The sequence below is a fragment of the Streptomyces sp. SLBN-118 genome (assembly GCF_006715635.1).
Classification (GTDB): Bacteria; Actinomycetota; Actinomycetes; order Streptomycetales; family Streptomycetaceae; genus Streptomyces.
On the sequence record NZ_VFNP01000001.1, the window covers coordinates 1770974 to 1791296 of the forward strand.

At 69.9% G+C, this 20323-nt stretch carries 19 protein-coding genes and 2 pseudogenes; 15 read left to right on the forward strand and 6 right to left on the reverse strand.

Going from position 1 to position 20323, the window contains the following annotated elements; translation table 11 throughout:
- Positions 1-113: 113 nt before the first annotated feature.
- Positions 114-878, reverse strand: coding sequence for a pyrimidine reductase family protein (locus FBY35_RS08020; protein ID WP_142213113.1), 765 nt, complete (start codon positions 876-878; stop codon positions 114-116).
- A 37-nt stretch (positions 879-915) separates the two neighbouring features.
- On the opposite strand from FBY35_RS08020, the gene zapE reads away from it, so the two are divergent.
- From zapE to FBY35_RS08035, 3 genes are all read left to right on the forward strand, one after another.
- The gene (gene zapE / locus FBY35_RS08025; protein WP_399208243.1) at positions 916-1986 is read left to right on the forward strand and encodes a cell division protein ZapE; all 1071 of its coding nucleotides are present in this window, start codon (positions 916-918) and stop codon (positions 1984-1986) included.
- Between the two features lie 35 nt (positions 1987-2021).
- Positions 2022-2447, forward strand: a complete 426-nt coding sequence (locus FBY35_RS08030) for an OsmC family protein (RefSeq protein WP_142213114.1) — start codon at positions 2022-2024, stop codon at positions 2445-2447.
- A 316-nt stretch (positions 2448-2763) separates the two neighbouring features.
- A complete protein-coding gene (locus tag FBY35_RS08035) occupies positions 2764-3654 on the forward strand; it encodes a PPK2 family polyphosphate kinase (protein WP_142214964.1) in 891 nt (296 codons plus the stop codon).
- Positions 3655-3735: 81 nt separating this feature from the next.
- Here the strand turns inward: FBY35_RS08035 and FBY35_RS08040 are convergent, their stop codons facing one another.
- Positions 3736-4149 (reverse strand): organic hydroperoxide resistance protein, encoded by a 414-nt coding sequence (locus tag FBY35_RS08040; protein ID WP_142214965.1) that lies wholly within the window; start codon positions 4147-4149, stop codon positions 3736-3738.
- A 97-nt stretch (positions 4150-4246) separates the two neighbouring features.
- Between FBY35_RS08040 and FBY35_RS08045 the strand changes: the two genes are divergently transcribed.
- Positions 4247-4744 carry a MarR family winged helix-turn-helix transcriptional regulator gene (locus FBY35_RS08045; protein WP_142213115.1) on the forward strand — a complete coding sequence of 166 codons (498 nt, stop codon included), beginning with the start codon at positions 4247-4249 and terminating at the stop codon, positions 4742-4744.
- A 68-nt stretch (positions 4745-4812) separates the two neighbouring features.
- On the opposite strand, the gene FBY35_RS08050 is transcribed toward FBY35_RS08045, so the two are convergent.
- Both FBY35_RS08050 and FBY35_RS08055 read right to left on the reverse strand, forming a co-directional pair.
- Positions 4813-6045 carry a S1 family peptidase gene (locus FBY35_RS08050; protein WP_186356879.1) on the reverse strand — a complete coding sequence of 411 codons (1233 nt, stop codon included), beginning with the start codon at positions 6043-6045 and terminating at the stop codon, positions 4813-4815.
- 143 nt (positions 6046-6188) lie between these two features.
- Complete coding sequence (locus tag FBY35_RS08055; RefSeq protein ID WP_142213116.1) at positions 6189-6674, reverse strand: cupin domain-containing protein; 486 nt, start codon at positions 6672-6674, stop codon at positions 6189-6191.
- Positions 6675-6790: 116 nt separating this feature from the next.
- Here FBY35_RS08055 and FBY35_RS08060 point away from each other — a divergent pair, with 116 nt between their 5' ends.
- Both FBY35_RS08060 and FBY35_RS08065 read left to right on the forward strand, forming a co-directional pair.
- Positions 6791-7339 (forward strand): MarR family winged helix-turn-helix transcriptional regulator, encoded by a 549-nt coding sequence (locus FBY35_RS08060; RefSeq protein ID WP_260848557.1) that lies wholly within the window; start codon positions 6791-6793, stop codon positions 7337-7339.
- Positions 7340-7436: 97 nt separating this feature from the next.
- On the forward strand, positions 7437-8240 hold the full coding sequence (locus FBY35_RS08065) for a polysaccharide deacetylase family protein (protein WP_142214968.1): 804 nt from the start codon (positions 7437-7439) through the stop codon (positions 8238-8240).
- A gap of 69 nt (positions 8241-8309) precedes the next feature.
- Here FBY35_RS08065 and FBY35_RS08070 read toward each other — a convergent pair whose 3' ends face one another.
- Positions 8310-8987 carry an AIM24 family protein gene (locus tag FBY35_RS08070; protein ID WP_142213117.1) on the reverse strand — a complete coding sequence of 226 codons (678 nt, stop codon included), beginning with the start codon at positions 8985-8987 and terminating at the stop codon, positions 8310-8312.
- A gap of 103 nt (positions 8988-9090) precedes the next feature.
- Here FBY35_RS08070 and FBY35_RS08075 point away from each other — a divergent pair, with 103 nt between their 5' ends.
- The 4 genes from FBY35_RS08075 to FBY35_RS08090 all read left to right on the forward strand — a co-directional run bounded on the left by FBY35_RS08075 (position 9091) and on the right by FBY35_RS08090 (position 13600).
- On the forward strand, positions 9091-9828 hold the full coding sequence (locus FBY35_RS08075; protein ID WP_260848558.1) for a peptidyl-tRNA hydrolase: 738 nt from the start codon (positions 9091-9093) through the stop codon (positions 9826-9828).
- 500 nt (positions 9829-10328) lie between these two features.
- The gene (locus tag FBY35_RS08080; RefSeq protein WP_142213119.1) at positions 10329-11378 is read left to right on the forward strand and encodes a 2-hydroxyacid dehydrogenase; all 1050 of its coding nucleotides are present in this window, start codon (positions 10329-10331) and stop codon (positions 11376-11378) included.
- Positions 11379-12881 carry an FGGY-family carbohydrate kinase gene (locus FBY35_RS08085; RefSeq protein ID WP_260848559.1) on the forward strand — a complete coding sequence of 501 codons (1503 nt, stop codon included), beginning with the start codon at positions 11379-11381 and terminating at the stop codon, positions 12879-12881. It abuts the gene before it with no gap.
- Positions 12882-13102: 221 nt separating this feature from the next.
- Entirely contained in the window at positions 13103-13600 is a 498-nt protein-coding gene (locus FBY35_RS08090; RefSeq protein WP_160159246.1) for an ATP-binding protein, read from the forward strand.
- 38 nt (positions 13601-13638) lie between these two features.
- Here the strand turns inward: FBY35_RS08090 and FBY35_RS08095 are convergent.
- Positions 13639-14496: pseudogene (locus FBY35_RS08095) on the reverse strand (carbohydrate kinase); the annotation flags it as partial.
- 505 nt (positions 14497-15001) lie between these two features.
- On the opposite strand from FBY35_RS08095, the gene FBY35_RS08100 reads away from it, so the two are divergent.
- The 5 genes and pseudogenes from FBY35_RS08100 (at position 15002) to FBY35_RS08120 (ending at position 20207) form a co-directional block, all read left to right on the forward strand.
- Positions 15002-16351 (forward strand): sugar ABC transporter substrate-binding protein, encoded by a 1350-nt coding sequence (locus FBY35_RS08100; RefSeq protein ID WP_142213121.1) that lies wholly within the window; start codon positions 15002-15004, stop codon positions 16349-16351.
- Between the two features lie 110 nt (positions 16352-16461).
- Positions 16462-17427 carry a carbohydrate ABC transporter permease gene (locus tag FBY35_RS08105; RefSeq protein ID WP_142213122.1) on the forward strand — a complete coding sequence of 322 codons (966 nt, stop codon included), beginning with the start codon at positions 16462-16464 and terminating at the stop codon, positions 17425-17427.
- Entirely contained in the window at positions 17424-18302 is an 879-nt protein-coding gene (locus FBY35_RS08110) for a carbohydrate ABC transporter permease (RefSeq protein WP_142213123.1), read from the forward strand. The genes FBY35_RS08105 and FBY35_RS08110 overlap by 4 nt, the downstream gene beginning before the upstream one ends.
- Positions 18299-19167, forward strand: a pseudogene (locus tag FBY35_RS08115) (alcohol dehydrogenase catalytic domain-containing protein). Before FBY35_RS08110 ends, FBY35_RS08115 begins: the two are co-directional and overlap by 4 nt.
- The gene (locus FBY35_RS08120) at positions 19164-20207 is read left to right on the forward strand and encodes a zinc-binding dehydrogenase (RefSeq protein WP_142213124.1); all 1044 of its coding nucleotides are present in this window, start codon (positions 19164-19166) and stop codon (positions 20205-20207) included. Before FBY35_RS08115 ends, FBY35_RS08120 begins: the two are co-directional and overlap by 4 nt.
- Positions 20208-20323 lie beyond the last annotated feature (116 nt).

Genomic DNA, 20323 nt, shown 5'->3' on the forward strand with positions numbered 1-20323 from the left:
ACGTCAGGAGCCCTTCTGCGGAAACCATCCTTCCCCGTGACCGCACGGGGGGTCTGCGAGAGTAGTGCGCCCCTGCGGACGCGAACCGGAACGACACATTCCGCCCCTTTTGTTCAGATGCGACGGTAGCGGGTGAAAAGGAACCCCGCCTCCTCCAGCACCGAGGCCAGTGCGAACCGCTCAGGAACGGCCACCGCCGGTCCGCCCGCGATGCGCTGCGCGTCCCCCGCCGTCAGCGTCGGCGACAGGGTCAGACACAGCTCGTCCAGTACTCCGGCCGCCACGAACTGACCGAGCAGCCGCGGGCCGCCCTCGGTCAGCAGCCGTGTCAGGCCGCGCTCCGCCAGAGCCCGTACCGCCCTGGCCGGCTCCACACCGAGCCCGTCCCCGGCGATCACCACCTCCGCGCCCCCCTTCTCCGCCTCGCGGATACGGTCCGGGGGCGCCGCGGCCCCCGTCAGCACCAGCGTCGGCACGAGCGGCCCGGCGAACAGCGGGAGCGAGAAGTCGAGGCCGAGCGAGGCGCTGACCACGGCGATCGCGGGTGCGGGACCCTGGCCGGCCGCTGCCCGCCGGTCCGCGAACGCCTCCCGGGCGCGAGCCGGGCGATAGCCCTCGATGCGGACCGTTTCGGCGCCGACCACGACCACGTCGGCGAGCCCCCGCAGCGTGCCGAAGATCCGCATGTCCGTGTCGGAGGAGATCGCCTGCGAGCGGCCTTCGTGCTGGGCGGCCCCGTCCAGCGAGCTGACCATGTTCGCCCGCAGCCAGGGGCCCTGCGCACCGTCCGGATACGCATAGGCGTCGGCCAGCTCGTCCAGGGACCATTCGCGGTCCGCGGTGGCTGTCGGGTCGGTCACAGGGAGCAGGCGTCGCATACCGTGCAGTCTTCCACGGCCCTTACAGTTAAGAACTGTGTCGACCAGTGCCATAACCGAAGCGGCCCCGCTGTCCCTCTGCGCCCGCGAGCCGCATGTCCCCGCCGACCGGCTGGTCGCCGAGATGGTGCCGCCGCCGCGCTTCGACTCGGTGCGCTTCGACACGTACGTCCCGGACCCGAACCAGCCCAGCCAGCGCGAGGCCGTCACGGTCCTCAGCTCCTTCGCGGCGGGCCTGGGCGGCGCGCACGCGAGCGGCTCCGGCCGGCGCAGGTGGTTCGCCAGGAAGCCCGAGGCCCCCAGCGCGCCGCGCGGTGTCTACCTCGACGGCGGTTACGGCGTCGGCAAGACGCACCTGCTGGCCTCCCTGTGGCACGCCACCCCCGCGGAAGCCTCCCTCAAGGCCTTCGGCACCTTCGTGGAGCTGACGAACCTGGTCGGCGCCCTCGGTTTCCAGCAGACCGTGCACACCCTCAGCGGACACCGGCTGCTCTGCATCGACGAGTTCGAGCTCGACGACCCGGGCGACACGGTCCTCGTGTCGACGCTTCTCGGAAAGCTGGTCGACGCGGGCGTGGCCCTGGCCGCCACCTCCAACACGCTGCCCGGCAAGCTCGGCGAAGGCCGGTTCGCCGCCGCCGACTTCCTGCGTGAGATCCAGGGTCTGTCCGCCCACTTCCGCCCCTTGCGGATCGACGGCGAGGACTACCGACACCGCGGTCTGCCCGAGGCCCCTCCCCCGTACTCCGAGGAGCAGGTCGCGAAGGCCGCGTACGCCACCGATGGCGCGTCCCTCGACGACTTCCCCCAGCTGCTGGACCATCTCGCGAAGGTCCACCCCAGCCGGTACGGGGGCCTCACGGACGGTCTGCGCGCCGTCTGTCTCACCGATGTCCAGCCCATTGCGGACCAGTCGACGGCGCTGCGTCTGGTGGTGCTCGCCGACCGGCTGTACGACCGCGAGGTGCCGGTGCTCGCGTCCGGGATGTCCTTCGACCGGCTGTTCAGCGAAGAAATGCTGAACGGGGGCTACCGCAAGAAGTACTTCCGGGCGATCTCCCGGCTGACTGCCCTGGCGCGCGACGCGAAGAGGCTTGTGGCGCAGTAGGTTTGGGGCCGTCACCCCGACCGAAGGGAACCATCATGGCCGCTACGCGTACCGCCCACACCATCTGGGAGGGCGACCTCCTCAAGGGCTCGGGCGAGGTCACCCTCGACTCCTCCGGCAACGGCACCTTCGCCGTCTCGTGGCCCGCCCGCACCGAGCAGCCCGGCGGCAAGACCAGCCCGGAGGAACTGATCGCGGCCGCCCACTCCAGCTGCTACTCGATGGCGTTCTCCAACATCCTGGCCAAGGCCGGCCACGCGCCGACCCGCCTGGACACCAAGGCCGATGTCACGTTCGTGCCCGGCGAGGGCATCACCGGCAGCCACATCACCGTGCGCGGCGAGGTCCCGGGCCTGGACAAGGACCGCTTTCTCGAGCTGGCCGAGGACGCCAAGAAGAACTGCCCGGTGAGCCAGGCGCTCGCCGGTACGACGATCACCCTGACCGCCGAACTCGCCTGACGCCCGGCCCTCACCCGGCTCAGCCACGAACGCGGCGCAGTGGCCCGCACGGCTGCGTGTCACGCATCTGCGTGACGCACACGTGCGGGTCACATCTGCTCCCTGCCGGCAGGGAGTTGCCTCACCTTCGCAACACCGTCACGTCCGATCGGCAGACGTGCGGCCTGTGGGCCGAGAAGGGCCACCTGCGCGCCGAGCTGCTCTTCCACCACACCACGCTCGCGGGAGCCGGTGTTCCGTCGCACGATCGAGGGAACGGACCGGAGCCGGGAAGGGGTGCGCCGTGGCCGCGAAGGACGCGCGGGAGCCGGCCGGGGTGCCGGAGGATCCCGCGAGGAGGCAGGACGGGGCGCAGCAGAAGCCATCGGCACTGCTCCGTGAGCTGCTGCGCGTCCCCGGCGGCGAGCACGTCGACCTCTCCGCCTACAAAACCGACGCCACCCCGGCCGGCCCCGAGGACAAGGCCGCCGCTCTGGCCGCGACCGCCCGGATGGCGGAACGTCTCGCCGATCTCCAGGATCGGCTGTACGCGTCGAGTACGGCGGGTGACCGCCGTCGCGTCCTGCTCGTACTGCAGGGCGTGAACACCAGCGGCAAGAGCGGCGCGGTCAAGCACGTCGTCGGCCTCGTCAACCCGTCCGGCTGCCGGATCAAGGCCTTCAACGCGCCGACGCCGGAGGAGAAGAACCACCCCTTCCTCTGGCGGATCACCAACGCGCTGCCGCAACGGGGCGAGATCGGGATCTTCGACCGCTCGCACTACGAGGACGTAACCATCGCCCGGGTCCGTGAACTGGTGCCGCGCAAACAGCTCGGCCCCCGCTACGCCGAGATCAACCGCTTCGAGGAAGGCCTGGTCAAGGACGGGGTCACGATGGTGAAGGTGTTCTTGCACATCAGCTACGAGCAGCAGCGCCGACGCCTGCTGGCGCGCCTCGACGACCCTTCCAAGCACTGGAAGTTCGACCCGCAGGACATCGAGGAGCGGGCGGTGTGGCCCGATTACCAAAGGGCGTACGGGATCGCACTGGAGCGCTGCTCAACGGAGGCGGCGCCCTGGTATCTCGTACCGTCCGACCGCAAGTGGTACCGGAACTGGGCGGTCGGCAAGCTCCTCCTCGAACATCTGGAGGCGCTGGATCCGCAGTACCCCGAAGCCGAATTCGATGTAGACGAGTGCCGCAAAAGGCTGGTGGAGATGCCTTGAGGCGCTGTCGGGTGTACGCACCTGAGCCCCGTCGCCGAATCGCGGCGACGGGGCTCAGGGCACTGCGGGCGAGCCGGGTGACTACTCGATGACGAGCTCGATCGGCAGGTTGCCGCGGGTCGCCTTGGAGTACGGGCAGTAGGCGTGGGTCTTCTCCAGCAGGTCGCGGCCCGCCTCGCCCTGGAGGTGGTCGGGCAGCTCGACGCGCATGATCACGGAGAGCCCGAAGCCGCCGTCGGTGTCCTTGCCGATGCTGACCTCGGCGGTCACCGAGGCGTCCTTGACGTCGATCTTCTCCTGGCGGCCTATGGCCCCCATGGCGCTGGCGAAGCAGGCGGCGTACCCGGCGGCGAAGAGCTGCTCGGGGTTGGTGCCCTGCCCGTTGCCGCCCAGGGCCTGGGGGAAGGCCAGGGGAAGGTCGATGTGGCCGTCGGAGCTGACAGCGCGGCCTTCACGGCCATTGGCGGTGGCGACAGCGGTGTAGAGCGCGTCCATGAGTTGCATCTCTCTTCGTCCGTGGGGAACCGATGCCATAACTACAGCACACAATTCAGTTGTGCACAACTCAGTGATGTGCTGGTATGCTGTTTCCATGGAGAAGACGACGCTGACGACTGTCGCGGACGAGGACTTCCTGCGCCTGGACCACCAGATCTGCTTCTCGCTGCACGCCGCGTCCCGCGCCTTCAACGGCGTCTACCGGGAGGCACTGAAAGATCTGAACCTCACCTATCCGCAGTACCTGGTGATGCTGGTGCTCTGGGAACACGGCGAGCTGCCGGTGAAGCGGATCGGTGAGTATCTGCGCCTCGACTCGGGCACCCTGTCGCCCCTGCTCAAGCGCCTGGAGGCGGCCGGCTACGTGGAGCGGCGGCGCAGCCCCGAGGACGAGCGGTCCGTCACCGCGCGTCCTACCGCCGCGGGCGCCGAGCTCCGCGAGAAGGCTCTGGGCGTGCCACGCAGGATCGCCACGGCCACGGGCCTGCCCCTGGAGCGGATCCGGCAGCTGCGCGCCGATCTCGAAGCTCTGACCGCGACACTGGACGGCGGCGGGCCGGACGCTTCCGACTGCGCGAGTTCCGACGGCTGAGGGCCGGGAAGCAGGTAAGGCCCTGGGCATCGTGGATGCCCAGGGCCCGTGTGCCCGTCCGTACCGGATCAGCCCTTCTGGCCCGCGCCGTCGTCGGCCGCGCCGCCGCCGTTCTGATCGGCGCCGCCAACCTGGCCGTCGTCCTGACCGCCGCCTGCGCCGTTGCCTGCGCCGCCTCCGTCGCCGATCTGTGCGCCCACCGCGGCCAGCGCCGTGGTCACCGGCTGGAAGAATGTCTCGCCGCCCGCGGTGCAGTCTCCGCTGCCGCCCGAGGTGAGACCGATCGCGCTCCCGTCCCGGGTGAAGAGCGAACCGCCGCTGTCACCCGGCTCCGCACACACGTCGGTCTGGATGAGCCCGCTGACGGTGCCCTCCGGATAGTTGACGGTGGCGTTCAGCCCGGTGACCGAGCCGTCCTTGAGGCCCGTGGTGCTGCCCATACGGAACACCTGCTGGCCGACCGCCGCCTCGGCCGCCTGTGTGATCGCCACGGTCTGCCCATTGCCCAGGTCCACCGAGCTCGCGGCCTGGGTCGCCGGGTCGTCGTACTTCACCAGCGCGAAGTCGCCGTTGCCGGGGAACGTCGCCTCCTGGACCGTGCCGATGGGCTGGCCGTTCGCGTCCTCCGACCACTTCTCGGCCGCGACACCGCAGTGGCCCGCGGTCAGGAAGCCGGGGCTGCCGTCCTGCGTGGTCACATTGAAGCCGAGCGAACAGCGGGCGCCGCCGCCGAAGATGGCGTCGCCGCCCTCCAGGAACGGTTTGAACTCACCCGTGGACTTCTGGATCCGGGCCACACCGTCGCCCAGGGACTTCACTGCCGCCTCGAGTCTGTCCCAGCGCCCGCCGGAGACCGTACGGTCCGCCGTGACGAGAATCTGGTTGGTCTTCGGGTCGACGGCCCACGCGGTTCCCGGGATGGTGGCCTTCGCGGCCAGCGTGCTCGCGGCTGACTTCAGTTCGCCCGCGCTGTTCTCGACACTCCGCGCCACGGCGCCGGCCTTGTTGACCTCGACGGCAACGTTGTTGCTGTCGCCCACGACATTGACGACGAGCTGCTGCTTCTCGGCATCGTAGTAAGCCCCGCCGTAGGCCTCACCGAGCTTCTTGCCCAGCTGCGACACGAGTTCGGCCGCCGATGCGGCGCTCATCTTTCTGGGGGCCTGACCAGCCTGCGACTGCGTGTCGGAACCGGACTGGGAAGCGTTTGCGTGGGGCAGCAGGATGGCCGCTGCGGCGATGCCCACCGCCCCGGCTCCCGCGAGAACGGCCTTCCGTTTGGGTATTCGCCTGTGACTCAACTCGTCGCCTCCTGAGGGGGGTACGGATTCCGGTTGCCGACGGAAACCGGGGGGACGCGTCCGCCCATTGATACGGACGTGACGCGAGTTGTACTCACCCACAGTGCGAAAAAGGTCTTCTGACGGACCGTAAGGCCCAAGCTCTACGAGGGGAGTTGGGTGCCGCAACGGCTGCAGTAGCGGGCACCGGCCTCCTGTGCGGGGCGGTCGCACCCGGGGCAGACCCGGTCGAGCAGACAGGCCGCCTCGCCCCCCTCCGCCTCCGCGGCGCTGCGGATGGCCAGACCCGGACGGCGGCGGTGCACTGTGACATAGACCAGTCCGTCCTGGTCGGCCAGGAGCGCGCGGCGGGTGCCACGCGGAAGCCACACCACACACCCGGTCTCCAGCGGCTGACCGCCGCCGTCGACCTCCAGCCGGCCGGTGCCGCCCAGCACACAGAGGAACACATCGAGATCCGGGTCGACATGTCCGCTGACCCGAGAGCCGGGCAGCATGCGAATGACATTCGCGTCCAGCTGCCGCCCTTCGGCCGAGAGCCGCCACAAGGCACCGCCGCGGTCGGCGGGTTCCTCGAGCAGCAGCTCCGCGACCTGGGCGAGCACGCCCACCGCTGGGGGCACAGACATGTCATTCCTCCTGAGCGCGGCGTCCCTCCGGGCCCGGGCATCATTGCACAATGCAAAGGGCTCGGGCGGTTGAACTCGGTGCCGGGTCCGGCACCGACTCAGGATAGATAGGAGCCATGGCCGAGCAGACCCGCGCCCTTGGCACGATGGACGACGTGGAAGCGGTGACCCGCGCCGTGCTGACCGCGTCCCGGCTGCTGGTCGCGGTGTCCGCGCGCTCCCTGGCCTCCGTCGAGGACCGGGTGACGCTTCCCCAGTTCCGGCTGCTGGTCGTGCTGTCCACACACGGCGCCGCCAAGCTCGTCGTGCTCGCAGAGCGGCTCGCGGTCAGCCCGTCGACGGCGATGCGCATGGTGGACCGGCTGATCGCCGTCGGCCTGGTGGACCGGCAGACCAATCACGACGACCGGCGCGAGACCGTACTGCGGCTGACACCGGAAGGCGTACGGATCGTCCAGGACGTCATGGCGCGGCGCCACCAGGAGATCGCGTCGATCGTCGAGCGGCTGGCACCCGAGCAGCGCGCCGCCCTGATCGCGGCGCTGACCGCGTTCACCGAGGCGGGCGACGAGCCGGAGCCCCCCCGACCACCCTGGCGTACCGCACCCGCTGGGCCGGACGGGAGCCTGAGCCGCAGCCCGGGCCCGCGCCCTGATGGAACGTAACCCTGACGCACGTACACCACGTCGTCGGATTGCCATATTGATCAGATATTTTCCGTCAGTGATCACCTTTGCACGAAGAATCGCGACCGCCGTCGTCATGGGCGCGGTGCTCGTCGGCTGCTCGGCCGGCAGCGGCAGCGGTTCCGCGCCGCCCGCCCCCGCCGCACCCAAGCCCGGGAAGCCGCCGGCGGAGAAGGTGCGCAAGGCGCCGACCGTGGCCCCTGGACCGGGCGGCCTCACCCCTGTATTCGAGCGCGCAGCCAAGCGGGCCGAGAAGACGGTCGCGCTGACCTTCGACGCCGACATGACCGCGGGCCAGGGACCGCGGGCCGCGCGGGACGAGCACTTCGACAACCCCGCACTCATCGCCTCGCTGCGGAGGCTGCGCGTCCCCTCGACCATCTTCATGACGGGCCGCTGGGCCGATCAGTATCCGGACCAGGCCAAGGCGCTCGGCGGCGATCCGCTCTTCGAGATCGCCAACCACTCCTACAGCCACTACGCCTTCACGTCCTCCTGCTACGGCCTGCCGGTGGTGGACAGGAGCGCCATGCGGGCCGATGTGGACCGGGCCTTCGCCGCATTCAGGAAGGCCGGGGTGCGCCATGTGGTGCCCTACTTCCGCTTCCCCGGCGGCTGCTACGACGACGAGGCCCTGCGCGCCATCGCCCCCACCAAGGTGACCGCGGTCCAGTGGGACGTCGTCAGCGGCGACGCCTTCGCGACGGACGCCGACGCGGTCGCCGAGCAGGTGCTGGCGGGTGTCCGGCCGGGGTCGCTGGTGGTCATGCACTGCACGCGCAGCGCCGCGCCGGTCACGGAGCCGGCGGTCAGGAGGATCGTGCCCGAGCTGCGCAGGAGGGGCTACCGCCTGGTGAAGGTCTCGGACCTGATGCGGTGATCGCCCGGGGGCGGGTGGCGTCGGCGTGGCGGCCGGGCGCCCCGGCCGCCACGCAGCTCACGCGGAGCGTCAGTTGGCGGACGCCTTCTGCGGGGTGAGCTCGCTGGGCCGGACGATCACGAAACCCTCACCCTGGAGCATCAGCTGGACGGCTTCGCCCGAACCGCCGCGGATCATCGAGCCGACCGACTGCGAGCGGTGCAGCGACGTGTTGAGCTGAGCGCTCCAGCCGACCACCGCGTCGGTGTCGACGTACACGGGCTGCTGGCCGGTCACCGGTATCACGATGGGGTTGCCCTCGCAGATGACGGCAAGCTTCCCGTAACCGGTGAAGACACTGTTGAAGAGGCCGCCGCCGGTCATGCCGGCGCCCTTCACGGTCTTGATCTCGTACGCGAGGGTGGCGTCGAAACACAGGACGTTACGGCCGTTGATGGTGAGCGCGTCGCCCTGCTCGATGTCGACGACGAAGCAGTTCTGCGCCTCGTGCGCGAACCATGCCTCGCCCTGGCCGCGGACCGCCATCAGTGGCAGGCCCTCCCCGGTGACGGCGCGCTTGAGCATGCCGCCTATGCCCTGGCTCTTGCGCTCGAACTGGAGGTTGCCGCGGAAGGCGATCATCGATCCCTGTCGCGCGTGCATCTCGCCGTTGACGGCGTACTTGATCGACTTGGCGTTCTGCAGGCTCATCCCGGGCACGGTCGCCTGCTGTGCCATGTTCTCGGAGGCGAAGAGATCACTTTTCATGGGGAGCATCGTCGCCCGGAGGGTTCCCTTCCGCCAACAGCCCCTTCAGGTCCGCCGACAATCCCTTCGGGCCTGGGCGAGGGCGGCTGGCAGACTGGCCGGTGTGAGCAGTGAAGAACGCCCCGGCGACAGTCCCTTCCGGCACGAGAGCACCGCCCGTGACGATGCCCCGCAGTTCGTGCTGCCGCTGGTCGTGCGGATCGAGAAGGCCGAACCCCCGGCCCGTACCGATGCGCTGGAGGCCGCGGCCCGCGCCGTGCTCGACATCCTCGCCGACGAGCGTTCGCTGGGCGACGGAGAGTGGGCGCAGGCGATGCGGGACTGGCAGGACGCCCGTATCCGCAAAGTGGTGCGCAGGGCGCGCGGCGCGGAGTGGCGCAAGGCTGCGGCGCTGCCGGGCATCGCGGTGACGCAGGGCACGGCCGAAGTGCGGGTCTTCCCGCCCGTCCCGCTGGACGGATGGCCCAAGGAGCTGGCCAAGCTCCAGGTGTCGGGCACCGAGCTGGACGATCCCGAACCGCCCGCCGCGCCCGACCTGGCGGGTCCGGTCCTGTGGCTCAGCCCCGATCTGGACATGTCGGCGGGCAAGGCGATGGCACAGGCCGGGCACGGTGCGCAACTCGCCTGGTGGGAACTGTCGGAGGCGGACCGCAAGGCGTGGCGCGAGGCCGGTTTCCCGCTGACCGTTCGTACGGCCGAGACCGCGCACTGGCAACAACTCACCGCCGGCGGGCTGCCGGTGGTCCGTGACGCCGGCTTCACGGAGATCGCCCCCGGGCTGACTCTTGCAGTCGAGGGACACCACCGTGTCAGGTCTCTGCCACGCCCCCCACGGACGTGACCCGCTCCTCCACCGGCCCAGGACGCTACCGACCGTTGAACAAGAGCTGGCGTCGTGGTCGTCCCCCACAGACGCACCGTGACGTACACGGTGCCGGTCGGACAAGTGGCAACCTCGAAGGTCAGGGCCGCTCCCAATAGGACGCGGAACTGGTCGGGTTGAGGACACGTCGCGGCCGACGCGACCGTACGCAACCTCGAAGGCACCACCGTCGCCACCGCCACCCGCGTCGGCGCTGACTACCGCAGTTCCGCTCCACCGCACTGGTGCCGGCCCAGCACACTCGGCCAGCTGCCGACCAAAAGCAGCCGCTCACGGCTCGCGAGTACCACTTCCTGACTGTCAGCAACCTTCCCGTCACCCTCTGCCCGGAGACCGGGGTTTTCCTCGTTCGAAGTCTTCCTCGGCTGGAAGTCTCCCAGCCGACCCCGCACGCTGCTGTCAGGGCGACCAGCCGGGTCACCCGCGCCTGACCGGGTTCACCACGCGAGGGGACCACAGTGCGCATTCTGATCGTCGGGGATCGTTTCATCCCTGCCGGGTACTACGCCGACGCCCTGGCAGAGGTGTGCGGTGCGGGCTTCGGGCCGGTCCGCGGTGTCGACTGGCCAGGGATCAAGGCGGAGCAGCACGCGGCGCAGCAGGCCATGGAGCGGCAGGGGCCAGATGCGGTGGCGGTGCCCGACGAGATCGTGGACGCGATGGGTGAGGCCGAGGTGCTCGCGGTGCACTTCGCCCCGGTTCCCTCGGCCGTGCTCCGGGCCGCCCCCAAGCTGCGGGCCGTCTGCGTGGCCCGCGCGGGACTGGAGAACGTCGACGTGGCCGCCGCGACCACACGCGGCGTGGCCGTCGTACCGGTGTCCGGCCGCAACGCCACGGCCGTCGCCGAACTCGCTGTCGGCCTGATGCTGGCGGAGATGCGGGACATCGCCCGGGCGGACGCCTCCGTCAAGGCCGGCGGGTGGCGGAAGGAGTTCGGCGGTCCCGGACGGGAGATCGGCGACAGCACCGTGGGCATGATCGGTCTGGGTCAGGTGGGGCGCGCGTTCACCAATCGGTTGCGCGGGTTCGGCGCGCGCATGCTCGCGTACGACCCTTACGTGGCCGACGAGATCCTGGCCCGAAACGGAGTCGTGCGGGCCGGCGACCTGGACACGGTCTTCCAGGAGTCCGACATTGTCCAGCTCTTCGCCCGGCTGACGGTCGAAACCGATCGGTTCATCGGTGCACGCCACTTCGCGTTGATGAAGCCGACTGCCTTCTTCGTCAACACCGCGCGCAGCCGTCTGGTCGACACCGGCGCCCTGTACGAGGCCCTCGCCACCCGCCGTATCGCCGGGGCCGGGCTCGACGTACACGACCAGGAGCCGCTCCCCGCGGACAGTGCGTGGCGCGGGCTGGACAACGTCACGCTCACCACCCACTACGCAGGGGACACGACGACCACGACACTCCGTTCGGCACGGCTCGTCGCTGAGGCCATTGCCGAACTCGCCGCGACCGGCCGGTGCACCACGGCGGTCAACGCCAGGGAACTGGGGTGGGTGTGAGTGTTGGCGCGTGAACTGGTGCTCGGTGTTGACGCGGGACACACCGTGACCAAGGCTGTGCTGTTCAATGCCGTCGGACGGCAGGTGGCTCGGGGCAGCGGCACGCTCCCGCTGGACACTCCTCACCCTCGCTGGGTCGAGCGGGACATGGAGGAGGTGTGGCGGACGGCGCACCGGGCCATCAGGGACTGTCTCGCCGAGGCGGGGCCGGGGGCCGGGCGGGCCGTCGCCGCCGTAGGGCTGACCGGACACGGCGACGGCCTCTACCCCGTCGACGCGCGGGGCCGGCCGGTACGGACTGCCATCGTCGCGATGGACACGCGCGCCGAGCAGGTACTGGAGGAGTGGCGGGGCACTGAGATCTGGTCCCGCGCCCTGGCGCTGTCGGGGACGGTTCCCTTCGCGGGTTCCCCGGCCGCCCTGCTGGCATGGCTCACCTGCCACGAGCCGGATGCCCTACAACGGGCCCGCTGGCTGCTGTTCTGCAAGGACTGGCTGCGCCTGAGGCTGACGGGCGCGGTGGCCACCGATCCCACGGACGCCAGCGCCTCGTTCACCGACATGCGGGGCGGCTACTCACCGGAGCTGTTGCACCTGTACGGCCTCGGCGAGCTCGCTCCCAAGCTGCCGCCCGTCCTGGCCTGCGACGCGGTGAGCGGCACCGTCACCGGCGAGGCCGCAGCGCTCACCGGGCTCACCGCCGGCACCCCCGTCGTCACCGGCGCACACGACGTCGACGCGGCTGCACTCGGGACCGGCGGCGCGGCACCGGGCGAACTCTGCCTGATCGCCGGGTCGTTCAGCATCAACCAGGTGGTCAGCGAGCACCCCGTCGTCGACCCTCGCTGGCAGGTCCGCCATTTCGTCCGCCCGGGGCAATGGATGACCATGTCAACCTCACCCGCGTCGGTGGCGAACCTGGAGTGGTTCCTGCGGGTCACAGGTGCACCGGCCGAGCACCGGGACGGCGTCCACGAGGCGATCAGCCGAGAGGTCGAGGCACACCTGGCCGGCCCTTCGGAGGTGCTATTCCACCCGTTCGTCTACGGCTCCCCGCACGCGCAGCCCACGTCCGGGACGTTCCTCGGCCTGCGCGGCTGGCACAAACGCGGCCATCTGCTGCGGGCCCTGATGGAAGGCGTCGTCCTCAACCACCGCTGGCACGTCGACGCACTCCGCTCGAAGCTTCGGATCAGTGGGCCGGCCCGGCTGACCGGTGGCGCCGCGCACAGCGAGGTCTGGAGCCAGATGTTCGCCGACGCTCTGCGGCAGCCCGTCGTGGTGACCGACGTAGAAGAGAGTGCCGCCCGCGGGGCGGCGCTGCTCGCCGCCACGGCCGTCGGACTGCTCGACGACGTGGCGGACCAGCGCGCCGGTGCCACGGTCCTCAGGCGCCACGAACCGGACGCCGACCGGGCCGCCGTGCTCGAGGAGGCGTACCAGGTGTACCGGGAGGCGCTGGAGGCTCTCGGTCCGGTCTGGGCCCGCTTGGCCGCTAAGTGAGTGGCATGCGGCGGCATCCGCTTGCAACCCGCAAGAGGTGACCAAGATTTATTACCGCATTTTCTGAGATTTCTCTGTTGAATCTATTGCATATTGGCATGCGGGCACGTAGACAAGAGCACACGCCACCTCTAGCGGCCCTCCCGCAGTCTGCGGCCCGGTCACCCGCCACGCGACAGTGGCATCACACCCCGCCCGCGAGCCCCGAAGGTCCTCGGCCCATGCCCCCCTACACCGCACCCCACCCCGGGCCCAAGTACGCGGCGCCGTGGACCGGCGTCGGATTCCCCGGACCGGGCACCCTGGCCCCACACCGCTCCCCGACGGTCCGGTTCACCCTTCCGGCGCAGGAAGCGTTGGTCGGTTGCGTCCGCACGACAGCCTCCGACCTGCTCACCCGCTGGCACCTGGCGGACGACGAGCGGGATGCGGCCGTCCTGATCGTCGGGGAACTGGCTGCCAACGCGGCTACGCACGGGCGGAGCGAGATGTCGCTGTGCCTGACCCTGGATCCGGGCATGCTGTACATCGTCGTGAGCGATCACGGGCGCCCTGCCGCGTCGCGCGGGTCTTCCGCAAACGACGATCCGGACGAGCACGGCCGCGGCGTCGGCATCGTCCATGCTCTCGCCACCCGGGTCGACCTGCTCCATGACGACCACGGGACCCGGGTTCTGGCCTGCCTGCCCGTCACGATCCACCGACCGCGGGCCTACTGACTCGGCGTCACGGAGCGAGCCGGGGGCGGGCAGGCCGCCTACGACGCGACATCGCGACGGTACGGCGGCTGGGCGCCCGCGCGTGTGCAGGTGTTGCCCGCGATCTCCACGGCATACGACAGTAGCCGGGCGAGTTCGGTGGCGCCCAGACTGGCGACGCCTTTGCGGCGGAGCCGGCCGGTCCGGTGCAGATGGGCAAGTGCTCCGGCGGTGAAGGCATCGCCCGCTCCGACCGTGTCGACGACCTCGACCGCCGGGGCGGGCACATGCACGCGGGCGGTACGGGTCTCGGCCCAGGCACCCCGCGGCCCGAAGGTGACCAGGACGAGCCCCGCCCCCGACCGGAGCCAGCGTTCCGTCACCGCCTCGTAGGACTCGCCCGGGTGGAGCCAGGCCAGGTCCTCGTCGCTCGCCTTCACCATGTCGGCGAGCCCCACCCACTCGGCGAGCCGCCGAAGGTAGGCGGTGCGGTCGGTCACCATGTCCGGCCGTACGTTCGGGTCAAGGGACACCAGCCGTCGGCCCGCCTCGCGGCGCAGCAGCCCGTCGAGGGTCGAGGCCAAGGGCTCCAGCTGCAGCCCGAGCGAACCGAGGTGCAGGGCAACTCCCGCAGGCAGCCGCCCGCCGTCCGGAAGGGCGGCGAGGTGCTCCGACCGCAGGCCGGAGTCGGCGGCACCGTTCGCATGGAAGGAGTAGGCGGCCGACCCGTCTTCGCGCGGATGCACCGCGGCGACGGTGGTGGGGTCGGACCTCGGCAACACGTGCGTGAGCCGGGTGCCGGATTCCGCGAGGTGCGCGCGCAGCAGATCGCCGAAGTGGTCGTCGGAGATGCGCGCGAGCAGCGCAGTAGGCACACCGAGGCGGCCGAGACCGGCGGCGACGTTGAGGCAGGAGCCGCCCGGGCGGGCTGGTAGGCCGCGGCACCGTCGGCCGTGCGGGCGGGGGTGAGGTCCACCCGCGCGTCTCCGGCGACGACGACGGCGGGCCGGTCTTCACCCGTCAGTCTGGCACTCATGCGGATTCCTCGGTGACGGCGACATGGTCGGGGCTGCTCGGCACTACACCGGCGTGTCGGCTCAGTCGGGCCGAACACGACCCGGGGTGGGGGCGGAGAGGTCTCACACCCCACGAGACGGCTTGACGATAGATCTGAATAGAATTTCTCGCAAGATGTGTTAACAATGGCGCGGTCTCCTGCTAATAATTCGGTCATCGATACCGCATCCGACACCCCAGGGACGCATCACATCCCCTCCTCCGACGGCCCTCGGCCTCCCGAGGAGATCTCGCCCCGCTGAGCGGCTGCTTCCGACGCACGGCACCGCCGCCGGAGCCGCAGATGCCGTTCTCCCCGACAGACACCGCTTCCCCGCCCCACCCGCACGAGAGGTCCCCCGACACATGCGATCGACCAGATACACCCTCGTCGCCGGCGCAGCCGCCACCGCCCTCCTCACCACCGCCTGTTCCGGAGCAGGAGCCGGCGGGTCCTCCGGCGGCGGCCAGAGCATCAACGTGCTGATGGTCGGCAACCCGCAGATGGAAGACATCGCGAAGCTCACGAAGGACACCTTCACCAAGGACACCGGCATCAAGGTCAACTTCACGGTGCTGCCCGAGAACGAGCTGCGAGACAAGGTCACCCAGGACATCGCCACCCAGGCGGGCCAGTACGACATCGCCACCATCGGCGCCTACGAGGTACCCATCTGGGAGAAGAACGGCTGGCTGCACGAGCTCGGCTCCTATACCGACAAGGACAAGAGCTTCGACAAGGCCGACCTGCTCAAGCCGATGGTGCAGTCGCTGTCCGGCGCGAACGGCAAGCTCTACGCCCTGCCCTTCTACGGCGAGTCCTCCTTCCTCATGTACCGCAAGGATGTCTTCGCCGAGAAGGGCCTGAAGATGCCCGAGCACCCGACCTGGCAGCAGGTGGCCGACCTCGCAGCGAAGGCCGACGGCGCCAAGCCGGGGATGAAGGGTATCTGCCTGCGCGGCCTGCCCGGCTGGGGCGAGCTCGGTGCGCCGCTGACGAGCGTGGTCAACACCTTCGGCGGTACCTGGTTCACCAAGGACTGGAAGGCGCAGGTCAACACCGGCGGCTTCAAGGACGCGACGAAGTTCTACGTCGACTTGGTCCGCAAGCACGGTGAGGCGGGCGCAGCGCAGGCCGGGTTCACCGAGTGCTTGAACGCGATGAGCCAGGGCAAGGTCGCCATGTGGTACGACGCCACCAGCGCGGCCGGTTCGCTGGAGGACCCCAGCAGCAGCAAGGCCGCCGGCAAGATCGGCTACGCGTACGCGCCCACGGTCAAGACCAACAGCAGCGGCTGGCTGTGGGCCTGGGCCTGGGCGATGCCGAAGACCACCAAGAAGGCCGACGCCGCCTCGAAGTTCATGCTCTGGGCGTCCAGCAAGGAGTACGAGAAGCTCGTCGGCGAGAAGCTCGGCTGGTCGCGGGTGCCCGCCGGCAAGCGGGCCAGCACCTACGAGATCCCCGAGTACAAGAAGGCCGCCGCCGCCTTCGGCGACATCACCCTGAGATCCATCCAGCAGGCCGACCCGGCCAACCCCGGCGTCCAGCCACGGCCCACCGTGGGCATCCAGTTCGTCGCCATCCCCGAATTCCAGGACCTCGGCACCAAGGTGACGCAGGAGATCTCCGCCGCCATCGCCGGCAAAACCAGCGTGGACAAGGCGCTGAACGACGGCCAGAAGCTCGCCGACGACGTCGCCAACAACTACCGGTGATTCTCTCCGCCCCGGCCGGCGCTCGTGCCCGGCCGGGGCGCCGACACGCGACACCCGATAAGGCATCGCCCCGCATCCCACCCCCGGCCGCCGACGGCGTAGGAAAGTACATGACCACGCTCACCCAAGCCCCGAGGAAGACAGTGCGACCACCAGTGCGCCGCCCACTCAAGCCAGCAGGCGACCGCACGTGGAGGCGGCGCTTTCCGCTGCTGCCCGCGCTGATCTTCACGATCATCGTCACGCAGCTGCCGTTCCTCGCCACGCTCGTGATCTCCACGTTCCAGTGGAACATCCTCACGCCGGGCGCCCGCCACTTCACCGGCCTGTCCAACTACGCGTTCGTCTTCACCGACGAGCGGCTGCGCGACGCAGTGCTCAACACCGTCATCCTCACTGCGTCCGTGGTCATCCTCAGCGTGCTGCTCGGACTGGGCCTGGCCCTGCTGCTCGACCGCCGCTTCCCCGGCCGAGGCCTGGCACGCACCATGCTCATCGCCCCGTTCCTGGTGATGCCCGTCGCCGCCGCACTGCTGTGGAAGCACGCCCTCTACAACCCCGACTACGGGCTCCTCAACGGCACCCTGAACGCTGTCTGGCAGCTCTTCGGTGCCGAGCACGGCCCCACCGTCGACTGGGTCTCCACCTTCCCCATGCCGGCCCTGGTGATCGCGCTGGTGTGGCAGTGGACACCGTTCATGATGCTCATCCTGCTGGCCGGCCTGCAGGCCCAGCCCGGTGACGTACTGGAGGCCGCGAAGGTCGACGGGGCCTCCGCGCTGCAGACCTTCCGCCACATCACGCTGCCGCACCTGCGCCAGTACATCGAACTGGGCACCGTGCTCGGCTCCATCTTCGTGGTGCAGACCTTCGACGCGGTCTTCACCATCACCCAGGGCGGGCCCGGCTCCCAGACCACCAACCTGCCCTACGAGATCTACCTGACCATGTTCCGCAAGTTCGAGTACGGCCAGGCCGCGGCCGCCGGCGTCGTCGTGGTGATCGGCTCGATCGTCATCGCGACGTTCGCCCTGCGGGTCGTCGCCTCCCTGTTCCGTGAAGAGGCCTCCCGATGACCACCCGCGCGACGACCACTGTTCGCCACAGACTCCGCCGCCGTAAGCACGCCGACCAATGGCAAGCCCCGCGCCTGTCGCCGCTGTGGACCTTCGTCGCGTGGCTTGCCACCCTGGCCTTCTTCGCCCCGGTGGCCTGGATGGTGCTGACGGCCTTCCACCAGGAGGCCGACGCGGCAACCAACCCGCCCAGCCTCCTGGCACCGCTCACCCTGGACCAGTTCTCACTCCTGCTGGAACGGGACATCTCCCCATACCTGCTCAACTCGGCCATTGCCAGCGTCTTCTCGACCCTGCTGGTCCTCGTCCTGGCAGTGCCGGCGGCCTACGCGCTGTCCATCAAGCCGGTCGAGAAATGGACCGACGTGATGTTCTTCTTCCTGTCCACCAAGTTCCTGCCGCTCATCGCCGCGCTGCTGCCGATCTACATGATCGTCAAGGACATCGGAATGCTGGACAACATCTGGACGCTCGTCCTCCTCTACACCGCGATGAACCTGCCGATCGCCGTGTGGATGATGCGCTCGTTCCTCGCCGAGGTGCCCAAGGAGATCCTGGAAGCCGCCGAGGTCGACGGCGCCGGACTGCCCACCGTACTGCTGCGAATCGTGGCACCGGTCGCCATGCCCGGACTCGCCGCCACCTCCCTGATCTGCTTCATCTTCAGCTGGAACGAGTTCATGTTCGCCGTGAACCTCACCGCGACGCAGGCGTCCACCGCGCCCGTGTTCCTGGTCGGATTCATCACCAACGAGGGCCTGTTCCTGGCCCGTTTGTGCGCCGCGGCCACGCTCGTGTCCCTACCCGTCCTCATCGCCGGATTCGCCGCCCAGGACAAGCTCGTGCGCGGCCTGTCCCTGGGAGCCGTCAAATGAGGGCGGCCGTCATCGCCGCACCGGGCAAGACGGAACTCGCCACCGTGCACGACCCGGCCTCCGGCCCCCACGAGGTCGTCGTCCTGGTGGCCGTGGGCGGACAGTGCGGCACGGACCTGCACATCCTGCAGGGAGAGCACGCACCGACGCTACCGATCACCCCCGGCCATGAGTTCGCCGGCGAGGTCGTCGCGACCGGTCCGAGGTGGCCGTGGGCGCCCGGGTCGCGGTGGACCCGAACCTGTACTGCTCCGCGAGCGGCTACCGCCGCCTCGGCCGGGACAACCTGTGCGAGCGGCACCCGGCCATCGGGGTCACCCCACCCGGCGCCGCCGCCGAGTACGTGGCCGCCTCCGTCGCCAACTGCGTCGTCCTGCGCGACGGCGTACGTTCGACGTCGTCGACGTCAGCGCCGAACAGCTCACCACCGCGGCGCAGTTGGGACGCTCCGCGTCTCCCGTGTCCGCCGACGAACTCGACCGGCCGCGCCACGGCAGGGACGTGGTCATCGACGCCACCGGCTACGCCCGGGCCATCCAGTACGCCATGAGCCGAGTGGGCAGGGCGGCACCTAGCTGCAGTTCGGTGTCGCCTCCTCCACGGCCCGGACGACATCGAGCCGTACAAGATCCACCACTACGAGATCACCATCACCGGCTTCATGGCCGTCCTGCACAGCTTCGAACGCCCGAAGACGCCCTTCGCCATCAGCGTCGTCGACCCGGGCGTCTTCATCAGCGGCTGCCTCCCGCCGGCAGCGTTCCTGGACACGATCGCCCGCTTCCGGGCAGGCATCCCGATCCAGATCCAGCCCGGCCTCGCCACCACGCGAAAGCCCGACCCGAACGGAACTCCGTCACTATGACCCCGCAGATCCGCCGCGTACTCGTCCGCTCTTTCGACGACATCACCCTCGAGCGCGTGCCAGTCCCCGTCCCCAGGGACGACGAACTCCTGGTGCGCACCACCGTCGTCGGCGTGTGCGGCTCCGACACCCATGCCGCCGCCGGCCACCACCCCTTCATCGACCTGCCCTACAGCCCCGGCCACGAGGCGGTCGGTGTCGTGGCCGGGGTGGGCAAGGGGGCCGAGGACTTCGCCACCGGCGACCGGGTGATCGTGGAACCGAACCTGTACTGCGGCCGGTGCGCCCAGTGCCGCTCCGGCTCCTACAACATCTGCCAGGAACTGAAGGTCTTCGGCTGCCAGACCCCTGGCGCCATGACCGACCTGTTCACCATCCCCGCCGACCGCGTCCACCGCGTCCCCGACGGCATGACCGACCTCCAGGCTGCCCTCGTCGAGCCGCTGGCCACTCCGGTGCACGCCGTCGCCAAGGCTGGCGACCTCACCGGCCGCACCGTTGCCGTCCTCGGCGCCGGCCCCATCGGCCTGCTCACCCTGATCGCCGCCCGGCACGCCGGCGCCGCCCGGATCGTCGTCACCGACCTGCTGGACGGCAAGCGGAACAGGGCGCTGCGCCTCGGCGCCGACGCGGCCCTGCCCGCCGATGCCCCCGGCCTGGTCGACCAGGCCCGGGCGGCGCTCGGTCGTGCGGCCGACGCCGTGTTCGACTGCGTGGCCCGCGAGCAGTCCATGGCTCAGGCCACCGACCTGGTGGCCAAGGGCGGCCACATCGTCATCGTGGGCGTGGGGGCCGCCGGGACCACCCCGATCCGCCTGGACCTGGTGCAGGACCGGGAGATCCGTATCGAGGGCACCCTGATGTACACCGCCGATGACTACCGCGCCGCCATGGCTCTCATCGCGTCGGACGCCGTCGACGCCGCCGAGATCGTCACCGCGACCTACCCGCTGGAGGACGCCGCCAAAGCCTTCGCCGCCTCGGTCGACCCAGAGCAGGTCAAGGTGCTGGTCACCTTCGACGGTCCCCTTGATTCATGAGCCGGCACGAAGGTCGGTGCGTACGTCCTCGGTACTCAGGAGGCCGAAGGCCAATGGCCAGACGGGCACCGGATCTCCACCGGCGCATGTGCGAGACTCGGTTCGACCCGCGATCA

Coding starts and splice junctions, on each gene's coding strand:
- FBY35_RS08020 (WP_142213113.1), bottom strand. CDS start 878: ATGCGACGCCTGCTCCCTGTGACCGACCCGACAGCCACCGCGGACCGC.
- FBY35_RS08030 (WP_142213114.1), top strand. CDS start 2,022: ATGGCCGCTACGCGTACCGCCCACACCATCTGGGAGGGCGACCTCCTC.
- FBY35_RS08040 (WP_142214965.1), bottom strand. CDS start 4,149: ATGGACGCGCTCTACACCGCTGTCGCCACCGCCAATGGCCGTGAAGGC.
- FBY35_RS08045 (WP_142213115.1), top strand. CDS start 4,247: ATGGAGAAGACGACGCTGACGACTGTCGCGGACGAGGACTTCCTGCGC.
- FBY35_RS08055 (WP_142213116.1), bottom strand. CDS start 6,674: ATGTCTGTGCCCCCAGCGGTGGGCGTGCTCGCCCAGGTCGCGGAGCTG.
- FBY35_RS08060 (WP_260848557.1), top strand. CDS start 6,791: ATGGCCGAGCAGACCCGCGCCCTTGGCACGATGGACGACGTGGAAGCG.
- FBY35_RS08065 (WP_142214968.1), top strand. CDS start 7,437: ATGGGCGCGGTGCTCGTCGGCTGCTCGGCCGGCAGCGGCAGCGGTTCC.
- FBY35_RS08070 (WP_142213117.1), bottom strand. CDS start 8,987: ATGAAAAGTGATCTCTTCGCCTCCGAGAACATGGCACAGCAGGCGACC.
- FBY35_RS08090 (WP_160159246.1), top strand. CDS start 13,103: ATGCCCCCCTACACCGCACCCCACCCCGGGCCCAAGTACGCGGCGCCG.
- FBY35_RS08100 (WP_142213121.1), top strand. CDS start 15,002: ATGCGATCGACCAGATACACCCTCGTCGCCGGCGCAGCCGCCACCGCC.
- FBY35_RS08105 (WP_142213122.1), top strand. CDS start 16,462: ATGACCACGCTCACCCAAGCCCCGAGGAAGACAGTGCGACCACCAGTG.
- FBY35_RS08110 (WP_142213123.1), top strand. CDS start 17,424: ATGACCACCCGCGCGACGACCACTGTTCGCCACAGACTCCGCCGCCGT.
- FBY35_RS08120 (WP_142213124.1), top strand. CDS start 19,164: ATGACCCCGCAGATCCGCCGCGTACTCGTCCGCTCTTTCGACGACATC.